The sequence below is a fragment of the Novosphingobium aerophilum genome (assembly GCF_014230305.1).
In the GTDB taxonomy this organism is placed as follows: domain Bacteria; phylum Pseudomonadota; class Alphaproteobacteria; order Sphingomonadales; family Sphingomonadaceae; genus Novosphingobium; species Novosphingobium aerophilum.
The window spans coordinates 37,400-51,384 of the sequence record NZ_JACLAU010000025.1; the positions used below are offsets into that span (position 1 = coordinate 37,400).

At 70.1% G+C, this 13,985-nt stretch carries 10 protein-coding genes; 6 read left to right on the forward strand and 4 right to left on the reverse strand.

Going from position 1 to position 13,985, the window contains the following annotated elements; genetic code table 11:
* Nucleotides 1-85 precede the first annotated feature (85 nt).
* Nucleotides 86-2,365, reverse strand: coding sequence for an alpha-galactosidase (locus H7F49_RS13695; RefSeq protein ID WP_235982163.1), 2,280 nt, complete (start codon nt 2,363-2,365; stop codon nt 86-88).
* A 236-nt stretch (nt 2,366-2,601) separates the two neighbouring features.
* On the opposite strand from H7F49_RS13695, the gene H7F49_RS13700 reads away from it, so the two are divergent.
* The 3 genes from H7F49_RS13700 to H7F49_RS13710 all read left to right on the forward strand — a co-directional run bounded on the left by H7F49_RS13700 (nt 2,602) and on the right by H7F49_RS13710 (nt 5,889).
* The gene (locus H7F49_RS13700) at nt 2,602-3,849 is read left to right on the forward strand and encodes a cation:proton antiporter (protein WP_185684139.1); all 1,248 of its coding nucleotides are present in this window, start codon (nt 2,602-2,604) and stop codon (nt 3,847-3,849) included.
* Between the two features lie 68 nt (nt 3,850-3,917).
* Nucleotides 3,918-4,832 carry an ROK family protein gene (locus tag H7F49_RS13705; protein ID WP_185684140.1) on the forward strand — a complete coding sequence of 305 codons (915 nt, stop codon included), beginning with the start codon at nt 3,918-3,920 and terminating at the stop codon, nt 4,830-4,832.
* Between the two features lie 25 nt (nt 4,833-4,857).
* Nucleotides 4,858-5,889: a LacI family DNA-binding transcriptional regulator gene (locus H7F49_RS13710; protein ID WP_185684141.1), complete on the forward strand. Its 1,032-nt coding sequence runs from the start codon at nt 4,858-4,860 to the stop codon at nt 5,887-5,889.
* 4 nt (nt 5,890-5,893) lie between these two features.
* On the opposite strand, the gene H7F49_RS13715 is transcribed toward H7F49_RS13710, so the two are convergent.
* A complete protein-coding gene (locus H7F49_RS13715; RefSeq protein WP_185684142.1) occupies nt 5,894-7,006 on the reverse strand; it encodes a glycoside hydrolase family 68 protein in 1,113 nt (370 codons plus the stop codon).
* Between the two features lie 53 nt (nt 7,007-7,059).
* Nucleotides 7,060-8,445, reverse strand: a complete 1,386-nt coding sequence (locus tag H7F49_RS13720; protein ID WP_235982164.1) for an MFS transporter — start codon at nt 8,443-8,445, stop codon at nt 7,060-7,062.
* Nucleotides 8,446-8,723: 278 nt separating this feature from the next.
* Between H7F49_RS13720 and H7F49_RS13725 the strand changes: the two genes are divergently transcribed.
* Together H7F49_RS13725 and H7F49_RS13730 are read left to right on the forward strand one after the other, a co-directional pair.
* Complete coding sequence (locus H7F49_RS13725; protein WP_185684143.1) at nt 8,724-10,568, forward strand: DUF885 domain-containing protein; 1,845 nt, start codon at nt 8,724-8,726, stop codon at nt 10,566-10,568.
* Nucleotides 10,565-12,136: a M28 family peptidase gene (locus H7F49_RS13730; protein ID WP_235982165.1), complete on the forward strand. Its 1,572-nt coding sequence runs from the start codon at nt 10,565-10,567 to the stop codon at nt 12,134-12,136. The genes H7F49_RS13725 and H7F49_RS13730 overlap by 4 nt, the downstream gene beginning before the upstream one ends.
* Before the next feature lie 92 nt (nt 12,137-12,228).
* On the opposite strand, the gene H7F49_RS13735 is transcribed toward H7F49_RS13730, so the two are convergent.
* Nucleotides 12,229-12,819, reverse strand: coding sequence for a DUF2306 domain-containing protein (locus tag H7F49_RS13735; protein ID WP_185684144.1), 591 nt, complete (start codon nt 12,817-12,819; stop codon nt 12,229-12,231).
* Nucleotides 12,820-12,985: 166 nt separating this feature from the next.
* Here H7F49_RS13735 and H7F49_RS13740 point away from each other — a divergent pair, with 166 nt between their 5' ends.
* Nucleotides 12,986-13,780, forward strand: a complete 795-nt coding sequence (locus H7F49_RS13740) for a LytTR family DNA-binding domain-containing protein (protein WP_185686597.1) — start codon at nt 12,986-12,988, stop codon at nt 13,778-13,780.
* Nucleotides 13,781-13,985: the final 205 nt, after the last annotated feature.

The following is a 13,985-nucleotide window of genomic DNA, read 5'->3' on the forward strand; positions in this document are numbered from 1 at the left end:
TCCTGCACGCTGTGGCAATCCGGCTACACCAGGCCCGGCGGGACGACGCGGGCGGCGCGTCGGGAGCCTGGGAAATGACGTGCCCTTACAACTGTTTGACCGCTTCGAAAACCAGTCCCACGCCCACATAGTCGCCCCGCAGCCTGAGGTTGAGGCCCTGATTCATCCACCAGGCGCCGCTCGCCCGCGCGGGAATGCCTTCGGGCAGGGCCCCGCCGCCGAGGACCCGCACGGCGTAGGTCCGCGCGGGATCGAGCCCGGCCAGGCGCAGCGGCGCCCACTGGTCCTTCCATTGCGATCCGCGCTGCATCGCGAACAGCACCGCCTGCCCCCGATCCGGCGCAACATAGACCGTGGCGGTCTGGTCCGCGCCCGACACCGGGCGGACCAGGCGATAGAGATCGCCGCGCTGCACGGTGGCCCGGATGCCCTTGTAGGCGGCGATCCAGCGCCCGGCCGTGGCGGCTTCGGCGTCGTTCCACTTGGTCAGGTCGGCCCCGATCCCCAGCCCGCCCTGCATCGCCGAGAGGAACCGGAAATCAAGCGAGGTGGTACGACCATTGGCCCAGTTGGGCGCATCGGTGACCCAGGCCATCATCACCGCGGGGGCATAGGCCATGGTGAATCCGTCCTGGATGCCGAGGCGATCGAACGGGTCGGTGTTGTCCGAGGTCCAGGCCTGGTCGGTCAGGGCCATGATCCCGGTATCGATCCGCCCGCCCCCGCCCGAGCAGGTCTCGATCTCCACGCCGGGATGGCGGCGGCGCAATTCGGCCAGGATGTGGTAGAGGTTGCGCACGTAATCGACGTAGACGCGCTGCTGGTCGGCCCCGGCCTCGGGCCAGCCGGGCTCGGTCCAGTTGCGGTTGTAGTCCCACTTGATGAACTGGATGTCGTTTTCGCGCAGCAGCTTGTCGAGCACGCCGAGCAGGTGGTCGCGCACGTCGGTCCGGGCGAGGTTGAGCACCAACTGATTGCGTCCTTCGGTGCGCGGGCGCCCGGGAAAGTTGAGCACCCAGTCCGGATGGGCCCGGTAAAGCGCGCTGTCGCGGTTGACCATCTCGGGTTCGAACCACAGGCCGAAGCTCATCCCCAGGGCATGGACCTTGTCGATCAGCGGCTTCAGGCCCTGCGGGAACTTGCGCGGATTGACCGTCCAGTCGCCCAGGCCAGCCTTGTCGTCGTGGCGCTCGCCGAACCAGCCGTCATCCACCACGAACCGCTCGACCCCGAGCCGGGCGGCGCGCTCGGCGAGCTTGATCTGGCCCTCGGCGGTGACGTCGAAGGCCGTGGCCTCCCACGAGTTGTACAGCACCGGGCGGAGCGGGGCCCGCTCACCCCCGGGAATAATCCGCGCCATCTGGAAACGGTGGAACGCGCGTGAGGCACCGCCGAAGCCGCCGGGGCTGTATCCGGCGTAGAACGGCGGCGTGTCGAGCGCTTCCCCCGGCTTGAGCGACCAGGCGAAATCGTAGCTGTTGAAACCCGCCGCCACCCGCACCCGGCCGATGTTGTCGGCCTGGGCCGAGAGGCGGAACGAGCCCGACCAGCCGAGGGCGCCGAACCACACCGGCCCGGCCTCCTCGGTGGTCTGCCCCTGCCGGCTGATCGCCAGCCAGGGCTGGTTGCCGTGGCCGACCGACCCGCGCCGGCTTTCCAGCACGGTCAGCGCCGGCGACAGCGGCACCGTGTGCTGGCTCCATTCGGCGGCATGGCGGCCGGACAGGAAATGCAGCCGGTAATCGCTCGCGCCCGGCAGGGTCAGCGTGGCGGAAGCGAGCGCCTCGACCCGCACCGGCTGGCGTCCATCGTTGCGCACCGTGGCGGATCGGGTGACCACCCCCGTGGACTCGTCGATGGCATAGCGCAGGGTCACCGACAGCGGGCGGGCGATGTCCGCCAGCTCGATGGCGAGCACCGCCCCTTCGATCCGATGCGCGCGATACTTGAGCACGAGATCACGATTGCCATCGGCGAACGTCACCTTGATCCCCGGATCGGTCACCAGCCCTTCGCCCTGGCCCGGGAATTCCTGCGCCGTCTGCATGCCGGCGGGATCGAAACCCGACAGCTCCGTGCTGACGCGCGCCTGCAGCGGCGCCTGCGCGTCAATCTCCGGCCCCCAATAGAGCGGCTGGAGGTAGCCCTTGTCATCCACGCCGAAGGCATAAGTGACGTGACCGCCATCCAGCCGGAAAACCTTGCCACCCGGATCGACCGCCACGCCGGCCAGGGCCGGAGTCGCCCATCCGAACGCGAGCAGGCCGACTGAGGGCAAGCCCATCGCGAACAGACCGATCGCGAGCGGGGCCGCCGCCAGGATCCGGCCTGCTCGCCCCGGCGCTCCGGCCGGTCGCCCAGACATCGCCCCTGTCGCGGCACCTCCACCCATGATCGCGTTCCTTTCCCTTGTCCCGCCCGCTTGCGCGGTGCTTTCGGCCCGCGACTTTCGGCATGGGGCAGGCTGGCATGCGGGGTCGGTGATTGCAATCGATTTAGATCGTGCTAGGCCTCTCCCCCGAAGGCTGGCCGCGCGCTATGCTCGATGTTCGCCGCTGGTGCGACGTCGGGCCGCAGGACCGGCCATCTGGGAGCAACCGCATGACTGCCGCACAGTTGTCCGTGACCTTTTTCCTGCAGATGGCGGCGATTGTCGCCGCCTGCCGCGCGGTGGGCTGGGTGGCGCAGCGCTTCCTCGGCCAGCCGCAGGTGGTGGGCGAGATGATCGCCGGCGTGCTGCTTGGCCCCTCGGTGCTGGGCGCCCTCTTCCCGGACTTCACGGCGGCCCTGTTCCCTGCGGATTCGCGCAAGGTGCTGTTCGTGGGCGCGCAGTTCGGCGTGGGTCTCTACATGTTCATCGTCGGCCTGACGTTCGACCGGCGCGAGTTCGCCAGCAGCGCCCGCTCGGCTGCGGTGGTGGCCTTCGGCGGCATGGCCGTGCCCTTCCTGGCCGCGGCGGCGCTCGCGCCCGCACTGCTGGAGATTCCCGGGCTGTTCATGCCCGTGGTGGGGCCGGCGCAGGCGATCCAGTTCCTGGGCGCGGCGATCGCCATCACCGCCTTTCCGATGCTGGCGCGGATCATTCACGAACGCGGCATCGCGGGAACCCGGCTGGGGGTCATTTCCCTTTCGGCCGGAGCGATCGGCGATGTCGGAGCCTGGATCGTCATCGCCTTCGTGCTCGCCAGCCTGGGCGACGGCGCCCTGGTCGCGATCAAGGCGCTGGGCGGCGGGGGGCTGTTCGCGCTGTTCATGATCGTGGCCGCGCCGCGCCTGCTGCGGCGGCTCGACGCGATCGCCCGCCCGGGCGAGAACGATGACCTGATCCTGGCCGTGGTGCTGGTGCTGTTCACGCTCTGCGCCTGGGCCATGGACGCCGCCGGTATCCATGCAGTGTTCGGCGGCTTCCTGCTGGGCGTGGCCATGCCGCGCGGCGCGGTGGCGGACATGGTCCGGGCGCGGCTCGAACCCTTCACCGTCGTCTTCCTGCTGCCCATGTTCTTCACGTACTCGGGGCTCAACACCGATCTGAGGCTGATGCACTCCACCCAGCTGATCGGCGTGGCCATGCTGATCGTCGCGGTGTCGATCCTCGCCAAGGGCGGGGCCTGCTACCTGACCGCCCGGCTTTGCGGCGAGGACCACCGCACCGCGCTGGGCATCGGCGCGCTGATGAACGCGCGTGGCCTGATGGAGCTGATCGTGATCAACATCGGCCTGCAGCGCGGGGTGATCGGCCCGGCGCTGTTCTCGATGCTGGTGCTGATGGCGGTGGTGACCACCCTGCTCGCCACCCCGCTATACCAGCTTTCGGCGCGGCACCGCGTGGACCAGCTGTTGCCGGGCTGACCGGCGCCCCGCTGGCCGCAACACCCTGACCCGCCCATCCCTGCCCCTGCTCGACCAAGGATTTTCGCATGACCACCCCCCTGATCGGCGCCATCGAAGCCGGCGGCACCAAGTTCGTGATCGCCATCGCCCGGGCTGACGGTACCATCCTGGAGCAGGCCCGGCTCGACACCGAAAGCCCCGCCATCACCATGCCGGGCGTTCTGGCGTTCTTCCGCGAGGCGGCGGCGCGGCACGGGCCGATCGGCGGGCTGGGCATCGGCAGCTTCGGACCGGTCGACATCGATCGCGCCTCGCCCACTTACGGATCGATCACCAGCACGCCCAAGCCGCACTGGTCGGGGGCGAGCTACCTCGAATGGCTTGCGCCGCTGCAGGTGCCGATGCTGGTCGACACCGACGTCAATGCCGCGGCGCTGGGCGAATGGCAGGCCGGGGCCGGCCAGGGCACCGGCACGCTGGCCTATACCACGGTCGGCACCGGGGTCGGGACCGGCCTGGTGCGGCGGGGCGAGCCGGTGGGCGGGTTTACCCATTTCGAATCCGGCCATATCCGGCCCCGGCACGATCACGCGCGCGATCCCTTCGCCGGCACCTGTCCCTATCATGGCGACTGCCTGGAGGGCCTCGCCAGCGGTCCGGCGATCAAGGCCCGCTATGGCCAGAGCCTGGACCAGATGGCGGACACCGCCGACGCGGTCGAGCTGCTGGGCGATTACCTGTCCGACCTCGCCCTCTCGCTGATCCTGCTGCACGCGCCGGACCGCCTGATCTTCGGCGGCGGGGTGATGAAGGCCCCCGGGCTGCTGGACAGCCTGCGCCTCCAGACCGAACGCAAGCTGGCCGGCTATGTCGTCCACCCACGGCTCGATCCCGGGCTGCAGCGTTACATCGTCGGTCCCGGCCTGGGCGATCTGGCCGGAATCACCGGGGCGATCGCGCTGGGCCGCCAGGCCATGGCTGCGCCCAGGGCGGGCGCCTAGGGGTGGTCGGCAAGGGAGCGCACCAATGAGCCAGGACCGCGAGCCGCGGCCGCGCCGGCTGCGCAACATCGCCGAACTGGCGAAGCTGGCGGGCGTGTCCGCCGGGACGGTCTCGCGCGCGCTGGCCGACAAGAGCCTGGTCAATCGCGAAACGCGCGAGCGGATCCAGGCGCTGGCCCGCGAACACGGCTTCCGGCCCAATCAGATGGCCAGCCGCCTGCGCACCGGCCAGACCGGGGTGGTGGGTGTCGTCATCCCGCTGGGTCACGAACAGAAACAGCACATCTCCGACCCGTTCTTCATGACCCTGCTGGGCCAGTTGGCCGATGCCCTGATCGATCGCGGCTATGACCTGATGCTGAGCCGCGCCCTGCCGGTGGACAATGCCGAATGGCTCGAACGGATCGTCGATTCGGGCATGCTCGACGGGGTCCTGCTGATCGGTCAGTCCGACCAGTTCCACAACATCGAAAGCGTGGCCGCGCGCTATCGCCCGCTGGTGGTCTGGGGGACTCACCGCGAAGGGCAGCAGCATTGCGTGGTCGGGACCGACAGCTTTGCCGGCGGGCGGCTGGCCGCCCAGCATCTGATCGCCCGCGGCTGCCGCCGCATCGCCTTCTTCGGCGATACCCGCGGCCTGGAGATCGAGCGGCGCCTGGCCGGGGCGCGCGCCGCTGCCGAGGAATCGGGCACGGGCACCAGGATCGACGGATTCGCCACCCACCTTTCGGCGGAGGAGATGGTCAGCCAGATCGCAGCCGACCTCGATCGCATGGACCCGGCCACAGACGCAATCTTCGCCGCATCCGATCTGATCGCCATGGCCACGCTGCGCCAGTTGCACGAGCGGGGCCGCAAGGTGCCGAAGGATATGGCGCTGGTCGGTTTCGACGATCTGCCGATGACCGAGCAGACCGTGCCCAAGCTGACCACCATCCACCAGGACATCGCGGGCGGCGCGCGGGCGATGGTCGCTTCGCTGCTGGCCCGGATCGCCGGAGAGGACACCCCTTCGACCATCATGGTGCCGCGGCTGGTCGTGCGCGAAAGCGCCTGACCGGTCAGGCGAGCGAAACGGTGTCCCCGGCGAAGCGCAGGCGGAACACCGGCGCCGCGGTGCCGCCGAACCGGCTGCGCACCAGTTCCGGATGGTCGGCCAGGCTGCGGCCCGCCAGGCCCCAGTAGTCGACGAAGCTCCAGACCTCGTCCTCGCCCGTCAGAACCCAGGAATAGGACTGCTGCGGCTCGTCCGGGGCATTGGCCGCGACCAGCCCCGACCCGTTGATCGGCCGCCACGGACCGCGCAGACTGTCGGCCACCATGCCGTAGATGCCGTTCGGACCGGCCGGCGCCGACGGGGCGAAGGTGTGGCGCTGGGTCGACCAGAGCAGGTAGTAGGCCCCGGCACGGTAATGAACCTGGGCCCGCTCCAGCTCGTTGTTGACCCCGATCGCGTCGATCAGCGGGGTGTCGAGTTGCCAGCCCGTGACCGTGCGCGTGGCCAGCCCGACCATGCCGTTGTGCGCGACCTCGGCCCAGCCGGCGCTGGCGGTGAAGATCAGGTGATCCTGCCCGGTGACGGGATCGCGGAAGAAGAACGGATCGCGGAAGGCCTTGAGCGTGCCCGGGGCCAGCTCGACCCGGTCGTTCGCGATCTGGTAGATCGCCCCGTCGGCCACGACCAGCTCTTGCGGCGTGCTCCACGCGCCGATGCCATCGGCGTGCAGGCGGCCTGACACCGCGAACAGTCGCTGTTCGAAGGTCAGGTCCGGCTCGCCCGCGCGGCCGGCGACGGTGTAGTACAGGGTCACCTGATCCTCGGCGGTCAGGATCGCCGACCCGGCCCATTCGCGCGAACCCGGGGTCAGTCCGTCGGGCAAGGCATTGCCGTGATCGCGCCAGCCATCCGCCCCGCGCGACAGCAGACGGATGCGGGCATGAGCATGGCGCTGGACCGGATCGGGGAACTGGGCAGCGCTCAGGAAGAACCACCAGGTCCGCCCGGCATGCTCGGCCGTGCGGCCGTCGACGTGGGTCAGCGGCCAGCAGTCCCACAGGTCGAGCCCGGGGACCAGCGGCCGGACGTCCGCCGCGCCAATCGTCGGGATCCTGGCCCCTTCCGCTCCGAAGGCGGTCGGCCGCCATTGGCCGGTTGCTGCGGGGCGTTCAGGCATGGACAGATTCTCTTCTGAAGGTGGGGTCGCCGTGGGGCGAACGGGGTGTTCGGTCATGAATGGGCGAGACCCTCGGTCGCCCCGGTGGCAGCGGCGCGCCCTTCGCGCACCCGCAACACGGCCAGGCCGGCGGCGATCAGCCCGGCGCCGCACAGGGTGAGCAGGTGGCGGGGGTCGCCGCCCAGCAGCTTTTCGTAAAGGCCGAAGCCCAGCTTGACGAAACCGAGGTCGAGCTCGCTCATCAGCACCGAGAACAGCAGCATCGGCAGCACGATCATCATGTTGAAGATCCCCATGTAGACCCCGGTCCGCTCGGCCGGCACGGCATTGCTGAGGATCGCGTAGGGATTGCCCATGGTGCTGCCCCAGGCCAGGCCGATGCCCAGCATCGGCAGGAACAGCAGGGCCTTGTCGGTGACATGGGCCAGGGTCAGCACCCCGATGCCGCCCGCCACCAGGCAGAGCGCGTGCATCGGCCCCGGCCCGATCCGGCGCACCAGCGGAACCATGGCGAAGGCTGCCAGGCAGGCGACCAGGTTGTAGAACGCTGCCATCTGGCCGTTGGTCAGCACCGCCTCATGAAAGCCGCCACTGGCCGGATCGCTGGTGCCATAGACATTGCGCGCCACCACGTAGGGCACATAGGTCCAGTATCCCCAGAAGCTGAACCACTGGAACAGGCTCATCAGCCCGAGCCGGCGCATGGCCACCGGCATGGTGACGATCGCATTGCCCACCTCGGCCAGGGTCGCGCCGATCCCGCGCGGCGCGGCGACGATGCGCGCCCGCTCCTCGGCGCCGAGCGGGAGTTCGGGCACGCGCAGCACCGACCACAGGATCGTCCCCAGCGACAGCGCCGCGCCGAACCAGAACACCGTGCGCACCGTATAAGGGATGCCATGCGGATCGACCCAGTCGCGGTCCATGCCGAGCATCACCAGCAGCGAGGGGGTGAGATAGGCCAGCATCTGCGCCAGGCCGGTGAAGGCGCTCTGCGTCAGGAACCCGGTGTGCCGCTGCGCCGGGTCCAGCCGGTCCGACACATAGGCGCGGTAGGGCTCCATCGTGATGTTGTTGCCCGCGTCGAGCAGCCACATCAGCGAGACCGCCATGACGATCGAGGCCGAGAGCGGCATGGTCAGCAGGCCGATCGCGCAGAGCACGGCGCCGAACAGGAAATAGGGCGTGCGCCGCCCCCAGCGGCTGGTGGTGCGGTCCGACAGCGCGCCAATCAGCGGCTGGACGATCAGGCCGGTCATCGGCCCGGCAAGCTGGAGCAGCGGCAGTTGCCCCTCGCTCGCGCCGAGGTACGAATAGATCGGCCCCATGTTGCCCTGCTGCAGGCCGAAGCTGAACTGCAGCCCGAGGAACCCGAGGTTCATCTCGAGGATCCGGACCAGCGAAAGACGCGGCCGCTGGGCTTGCTGGTGCTGATCCATCGAGCGCTCTCCCGTGCGCGTGGCGGTGACGGCGGCCTTCGTCGCCCTTGCCTGCCAACGCCCATGGCACAGAGTCGACGCCCTGACAACAATCGTTTGCAGATTGGCGGCAACAGACCGCGTTTCGAGACAATTCCACGCAATCGCAGTTTGTTGGCTGATTGGACAGGTGCCGCTTGAACCGGACGGGCGGGCTGGTAGTCTGCCCCCTCTTCCGGCCCGCGCGGCCGGACGCCCTTCACCAACCCAGCCTCTCCACGACAACAACAGGGTCGACCATGATCAAGCGCGCCATGCTCCTTGCCGGAGCGACTGTCCTGCCGATGTCCGCAGCCGTCCTGGCCCAGCCGGTCGCTGCGCCGGCCAGCGCCGCCGCGAGCCCCGACGCCGCGACCGAGGACGCCCGGCTGACCGCCTTCCTCGACGCCGAATTCGCCCGCGACCTGGCGATGCGCCCCCAACTCGCGACCCGGCTGGGGATGAAGGAGGGCAAGGACCGGCTCGACGACAACAGCGAGGCCGCCCAGCTCCAGCGGCTCGAGGCGCGGCGGGCCAGCGTGGCGCGGATGAAGGCCAGCTTCGTGCGGGACCGCTTGTCCCCCAAGGGTCAGACCAACTTCGACATCTGGGCCACCGAGCTGGAGCGGATGGAGCTGCAGTATCGCTTCCGGGCGTTCCAGCCGCCGTTCTATTCCTTCCTCTATTCCGCCCATTCGACCCTGCCGGATTTCCTGATCAACACCCATACGGTCAGCGATGCGGCCGACCTGCAGGCCTACAACGCCAGGATCCGCGGGATTCCGGCGGCGCTGGACACGGCGCTGGCGCAGACCCGGCAGTCCGAACAGGCCGGGGTCCGCGTGCCGCGCTTCCAGGTCGAGCGGATCATCGCCGGGTCCCGGGCGATCGTCAGCGGAGCCCCGTTCGACGGCGGGGCCGATTCCCCGCTGATGGCCGATGCCCGGGCCAAGGTCGGCAAGTTGCAGGCCGGCGGCAAGATCACCGCGGCCGAGGCCGAAGCCCTGCTGGCCGATACCCGCGCCGCGCTGCTGGCCATGCAGCCGGGCTATGCCCGGGTGGTGGCCTGGGCCGAGGGCGCGCTGCCCGCCGCGCCGAGCGGCCGCGTCGGGGCGGTCTCGCTGCCCGGCGGGGCGGACTGGTACGCTGCGGCGCTGCGCATCAACACCACGCTGGACCTGACCGCCGCGCAGATCCACCAGACCGGGCTGGCCGAACTGCAGCGGATCGCCGGTGAGCAGGACGCGCTGGCCCGGTCGGCCGGGTTCGCCGACCGCGAGGCCTTCTATGCCGATCGCGCCAAGCGCTTCCCGCCGCAGCCCTGGACCGATGCCCTGCGCGAGGACTACCTGCGCCGCGCCAACGCCATCATCGCCCGCAACCGCACACTCCTGCCGGCCCGCTTCAACGCCCTGCCGCAGTACCGCATGGAGGTGCTGCGCGAGCCCTCGTTCAGCGAGGTGGCGGGCGGGGCCGCTCACGCCTCGGGGCCGAGCCCGGACGGGGTGCGCCCGGGGCGGGTCTATGATCACCTGCTCGGCGTGACCAAGGACCCGGCGGAACTGACCGACCTGATGTGCCACGAAGGGGTGCCGGGCCACGTCATGCAGGGCGATATCCAGGCGCGGCAGACCGGTACGCCGAAGTTCCGGCTGGTCGGTGGCTATGTGGCCTTCAACGAAGGCTGGGCGCTTTATGCCGAGCTGCTGTGCAAGGAGATGGGGGCCTACCAGGACGCCGCCGAGGACTTCATGCGGCTGGACGCCGAAACCTTCCGGGCGGCACGGCTGGTGGTCGACACCGGGATCCACGCGATGGGCTGGACCGAGGACCAGGCCGTCGAATTCATGATCAAGACCGGGCGGCTGCCCCCGAACCAGGCACGGTCCGAAGTGCGCCGCTACATCACCATGCCGGGCCAGGCGACCGGCTACAAGATCGGCATGATCAAGATCATGGAACTGCGCCGCAAGGCCGAAGCCGCGCTGGGGGACCGGTTCGACATCAAGGCCTTCGACGATCTGCTCATCAGCGACGGATCGCAGCCCCTGGGCATCCTGGAACGCCGCGTCGATCAGTGGATCGCCGCGCGCAAGGCGGCATGAGGCAGGGCCCGGTGGCGCGCCGTCGTCCGCGGATCGTCCTGGGGACCCTGGCGATGTCCCTCGCCGGCGCGGCCCTGCTGGTGCAGGCCCCGGCGGCGGGTGCACCCCCGGGGCCGAGCGATCCCGACACCCGCGACTGGTGGGCCCTGACCCGCGAGCTGGCCGGGGACGACATGGCCGGCCGGGATACCGGGTCTCTCGAATATGACCGCGCCGCCGCGCTGGTCGCCCGGCGCTTCGCCGCGGCCGGGCTCACCCCGGCGGGGGTCGACGGGACGTGGTTCCAGCCGATCGACTTTACCGAGATGCGGCTCGATTCGGCCCGTTCGCGCATGGCGATCGGCGGTCGCACCCTGCGCTTCAACCACGATCTGACGCTCTCGCTCGGGGTGGACACGCCCTCCCGGCTGGCGGTGCCCGCCACCTTCCGCGGCTATTGCGGCCCGGACGAGATCGGCGACGTGCGCGGCCGGCTGGTGGTCTGCTACGGCCGGCCGGCACCCGCCCGGATCGGCAGCTTCGATCGGGCCAGGGCACTGCGCGGCGCCGGGGCCGCGGGCATGCTGCTGATCGCCGCCCCCGGCTTCGCGGGTGAACCGATGCGCTGGCCGCTGGCCTATTCCCGCACGGTGACCTTTGCCGGCCAGGGTTCGGGCCCGAGTTCCACGGCGACCGGCACATTCCTGTCCGGCATGCTCAACCCGGCCGCCTTCGCGCGGCTGAACCCCCGCGCCCCGGCGATCCTCGCGGCAGGGGCCAGCGATCGCGCGCTGCCCAGGATCGAGCTGGGCCCGCTCGCCGCCGAGCTGACGGTCACCCGTGCGGCGATCCGCTCGGCCAATGTCCTCGGGCTGTTGCCCGGGACCGATCCCGCCCTGGCCGACCAGGCGATCGTCGTGGCCGCTCACCTCGACGGCTACGGCCGCGGCGAGCCGGTCGGCGGAGACGGCATCTACAACGGCGCGCTCGACGATGCGGCCTATGTCGCCCTGCTCGAACGCCTGGCGGCCCGCCGGGCCGGACAGGGCTTTCGCCGCCCGGTGCTGTTTGCCGTGTTCACCGGCGAGGAGAAGGGGCTGCTCGGATCCCGCTGGTATGTTGATCATCCCACCCGACCGCTCGCCTCGCATGCGGCAGTGATCAACCTCGACCAGATCCGCCCGCTCTACCCGCTGAAGGTCCTGTCGGTGCACGGGCTGGTGGAGAGCACGCTGGGCGATCACGTCCGCCGGGTCGGACACCAGCTGGGCATCGCCATCCAGGAGGACCCCGAGCCCGAGCGCAACCTGCTGCGCCGTTCGGACAACTGGCCGTTCATGGCGGCGGGCGTGCCCGGGACCAGCTTTGTCTTCGCGACTTATGACGCCACCTCGCGGGCGCGCTACCGCGACTGGTACCTCCGCCGTTACCACCACCCTGCCGACGATCTGGACACCCCGATCGACTGGCAGGCCGCGGCCGACTTCAACCGGTTCTTCTACACGCTGACCCAGTCGATCGCAGACGGCTCCGAAGCGCCCGCGTGGAAGCCGGGGGGGGCGGCCGAGCGGGAACTGACGGCCCCCTGACGCCGGGCCGCATCCGGCTTCAGCGGGACCAACGAATCCCCCTCGGCGGCCGGACGGGCGGCTGCGCGGGGATGGGCATGGGGCCCGCCTCCTCAGCCCAGCAACCATGAGCCGAGCAGACGCCCGGGCAGCAGGGTGAAGACCGCAGCGGCGACCAGCCCGGTGAACGCCAGGACCATCGCGCGCTGATGGCGCGCGATGTCACCGCGCCGGGCGAAGCGGATGCCGCGCAGCACACTGACGATGGTCAGAATCGACAGCAGGTGGATCGGGCTGAAGTGCCCGGTCAGCTCGGTGATGCCGAAGCTGGTCAGGGCGGTGACCAGCATCAGCAAGGCCCACACCCGGCCGAGCAGCCGGTGCCCGCGCGTGCCCTTCGCTCGGAGCAGCAGCCAGGCACCCAGCGGCAGGGCCGGGGTGACCGTGGCGATATGGATGGCCAGAACCACCCCATAGGCGCTGGGCCAGAACGGTTGGCCGCTGAACAGATGGGCCACCAACGCCTGGCCAATCGCCCCGCTGACCAGGATCGCGGCCACGGCGGCAGGCCGCTGCAGCTCGCCCCGGACGAACCGCCGGGCGAATGATGGCGGGATGGCATCCGTTTGCGGGGCCGGGAAGAGGGACCGGGCCGGAGACCGGACCGGGGTGGCAGGGGAGGACGGGATCAGGGTGGACGGCATCGGGATGAGCTCCTTTCGCCGTCCCGACTGACACAGCCCGGTTGACGGGCAAGCGCTCCTCCGCGAACGGTGCGGAGCCATTCGTGGCCGCCACCGCCGGGGCAGGGCGGGCCATTTGGCGAAGCGTGAACGGGACGGCGAAGGCATGCAATTGCGCAAGCTTGGCATGGAACTGGGAATCATGGCCGCGATCGTCGTCGCGCTGGCCCTGCTCGGCCCGTTCGGCAGCTATGCCACGCCGCTGGCCCAGCGGCTGGCGCAGTGGGCCCTGTTCGTATTCGGCGGCTATGCCCTGTTCCGTCCGGTGATCTGGGCCGGCCGCATCGTCGCGGCGCAGTCTGGCATCCCGCAGTGGCTGTGCATCGCCTGTGCCTGCGTGCTGGCGGCGATGCCGACCACGCTGCTGGTGGCCTGGCTGATCAGCGGCGACACCCTGGGCGAAGCCCCCCTCACCGTCCTGTTGCAACGCTATCTCGAGGTCCTGATCGTCGGGGCGGTCGCCACCCTGGTGCAACTGGCGCTGGCGCGACCGGAACCCCCAAGCACCACGGCCGAGCCGCCGGGCCCTCCGCCTGGCCGATCGCCCGCCCAGCCCGGCCCGCTGGACCCAGTCGCCGCCGCACCATCCTTGTCCGGGCCCGCACCGTCAGGGCCAAAGCTGGCCGAGCGGATACCCGCGCTGGGCGGCGGTCCGATCCTGGCGCTCAGCCACGAGGACCATTATGTGCGGGTGCATCATGCGGCCGGCAGCACGCTGCTGCTGATGCGGATCAGCGACGCGGTGAGCGAACTCGACGGGGTCGACGGCCTGCGTGTGCACCGCAGCTGGTGGGTCGCGCGCGAGGCAGTGACAGGCACCGAAACCCGCGGCCGCGCCCTCTGGCTCAAGCTCTCGAACGGACTGGAGGCCCCCGTCGCCCGAAGCATGGTGCCCGAACTCAAGGCGGTGGGCTGGGTTTGAACCCAGGAGCCTGAGGGTTGACCCGGTGGCGGAGCGGGAGGGATTCTAACTTAAGCCATAAACAGCTGGAGTGATTGGTGTAGCGCGACGATCTGGGTGAGAAGAGCGCGACGATCAGGATGAGAAGTTGATTGTCGCGGCGCGACAGTTTGTGGCCATTCTGATTGTCGCTGGCAAGGTTTATCGGTCGTCCTGATTGTCGCGG

What these genes read in the sequence shown, in the direction of transcription:
- H7F49_RS13695 (WP_235982163.1), bottom strand. Translation starts at nt 2,365, where the DNA reads ATGTCTGGGCGACCGGCCGGAGCGCCGGGGCGAGCAGGCCGGATCCTG.
- H7F49_RS13700 (WP_185684139.1), top strand. Translation starts at nt 2,602, where the DNA reads ATGACTGCCGCACAGTTGTCCGTGACCTTTTTCCTGCAGATGGCGGCG.
- H7F49_RS13705 (WP_185684140.1), top strand. Translation starts at nt 3,918, where the DNA reads ATGACCACCCCCCTGATCGGCGCCATCGAAGCCGGCGGCACCAAGTTC.
- H7F49_RS13710 (WP_185684141.1), top strand. Translation starts at nt 4,858, where the DNA reads ATGAGCCAGGACCGCGAGCCGCGGCCGCGCCGGCTGCGCAACATCGCC.
- H7F49_RS13715 (WP_185684142.1), bottom strand. Translation starts at nt 7,006, where the DNA reads ATGCCTGAACGCCCCGCAGCAACCGGCCAATGGCGGCCGACCGCCTTC.
- H7F49_RS13720 (WP_235982164.1), bottom strand. Translation starts at nt 8,445, where the DNA reads ATGGATCAGCACCAGCAAGCCCAGCGGCCGCGTCTTTCGCTGGTCCGG.
- H7F49_RS13725 (WP_185684143.1), top strand. Translation starts at nt 8,724, where the DNA reads ATGATCAAGCGCGCCATGCTCCTTGCCGGAGCGACTGTCCTGCCGATG.
- H7F49_RS13730 (WP_235982165.1), top strand. Translation starts at nt 10,565, where the DNA reads ATGAGGCAGGGCCCGGTGGCGCGCCGTCGTCCGCGGATCGTCCTGGGG.
- H7F49_RS13735 (WP_185684144.1), bottom strand. Translation starts at nt 12,819, where the DNA reads ATGCCGTCCACCCTGATCCCGTCCTCCCCTGCCACCCCGGTCCGGTCT.
- H7F49_RS13740 (WP_185686597.1), top strand. Translation starts at nt 12,986, where the DNA reads ATGGAACTGGGAATCATGGCCGCGATCGTCGTCGCGCTGGCCCTGCTC.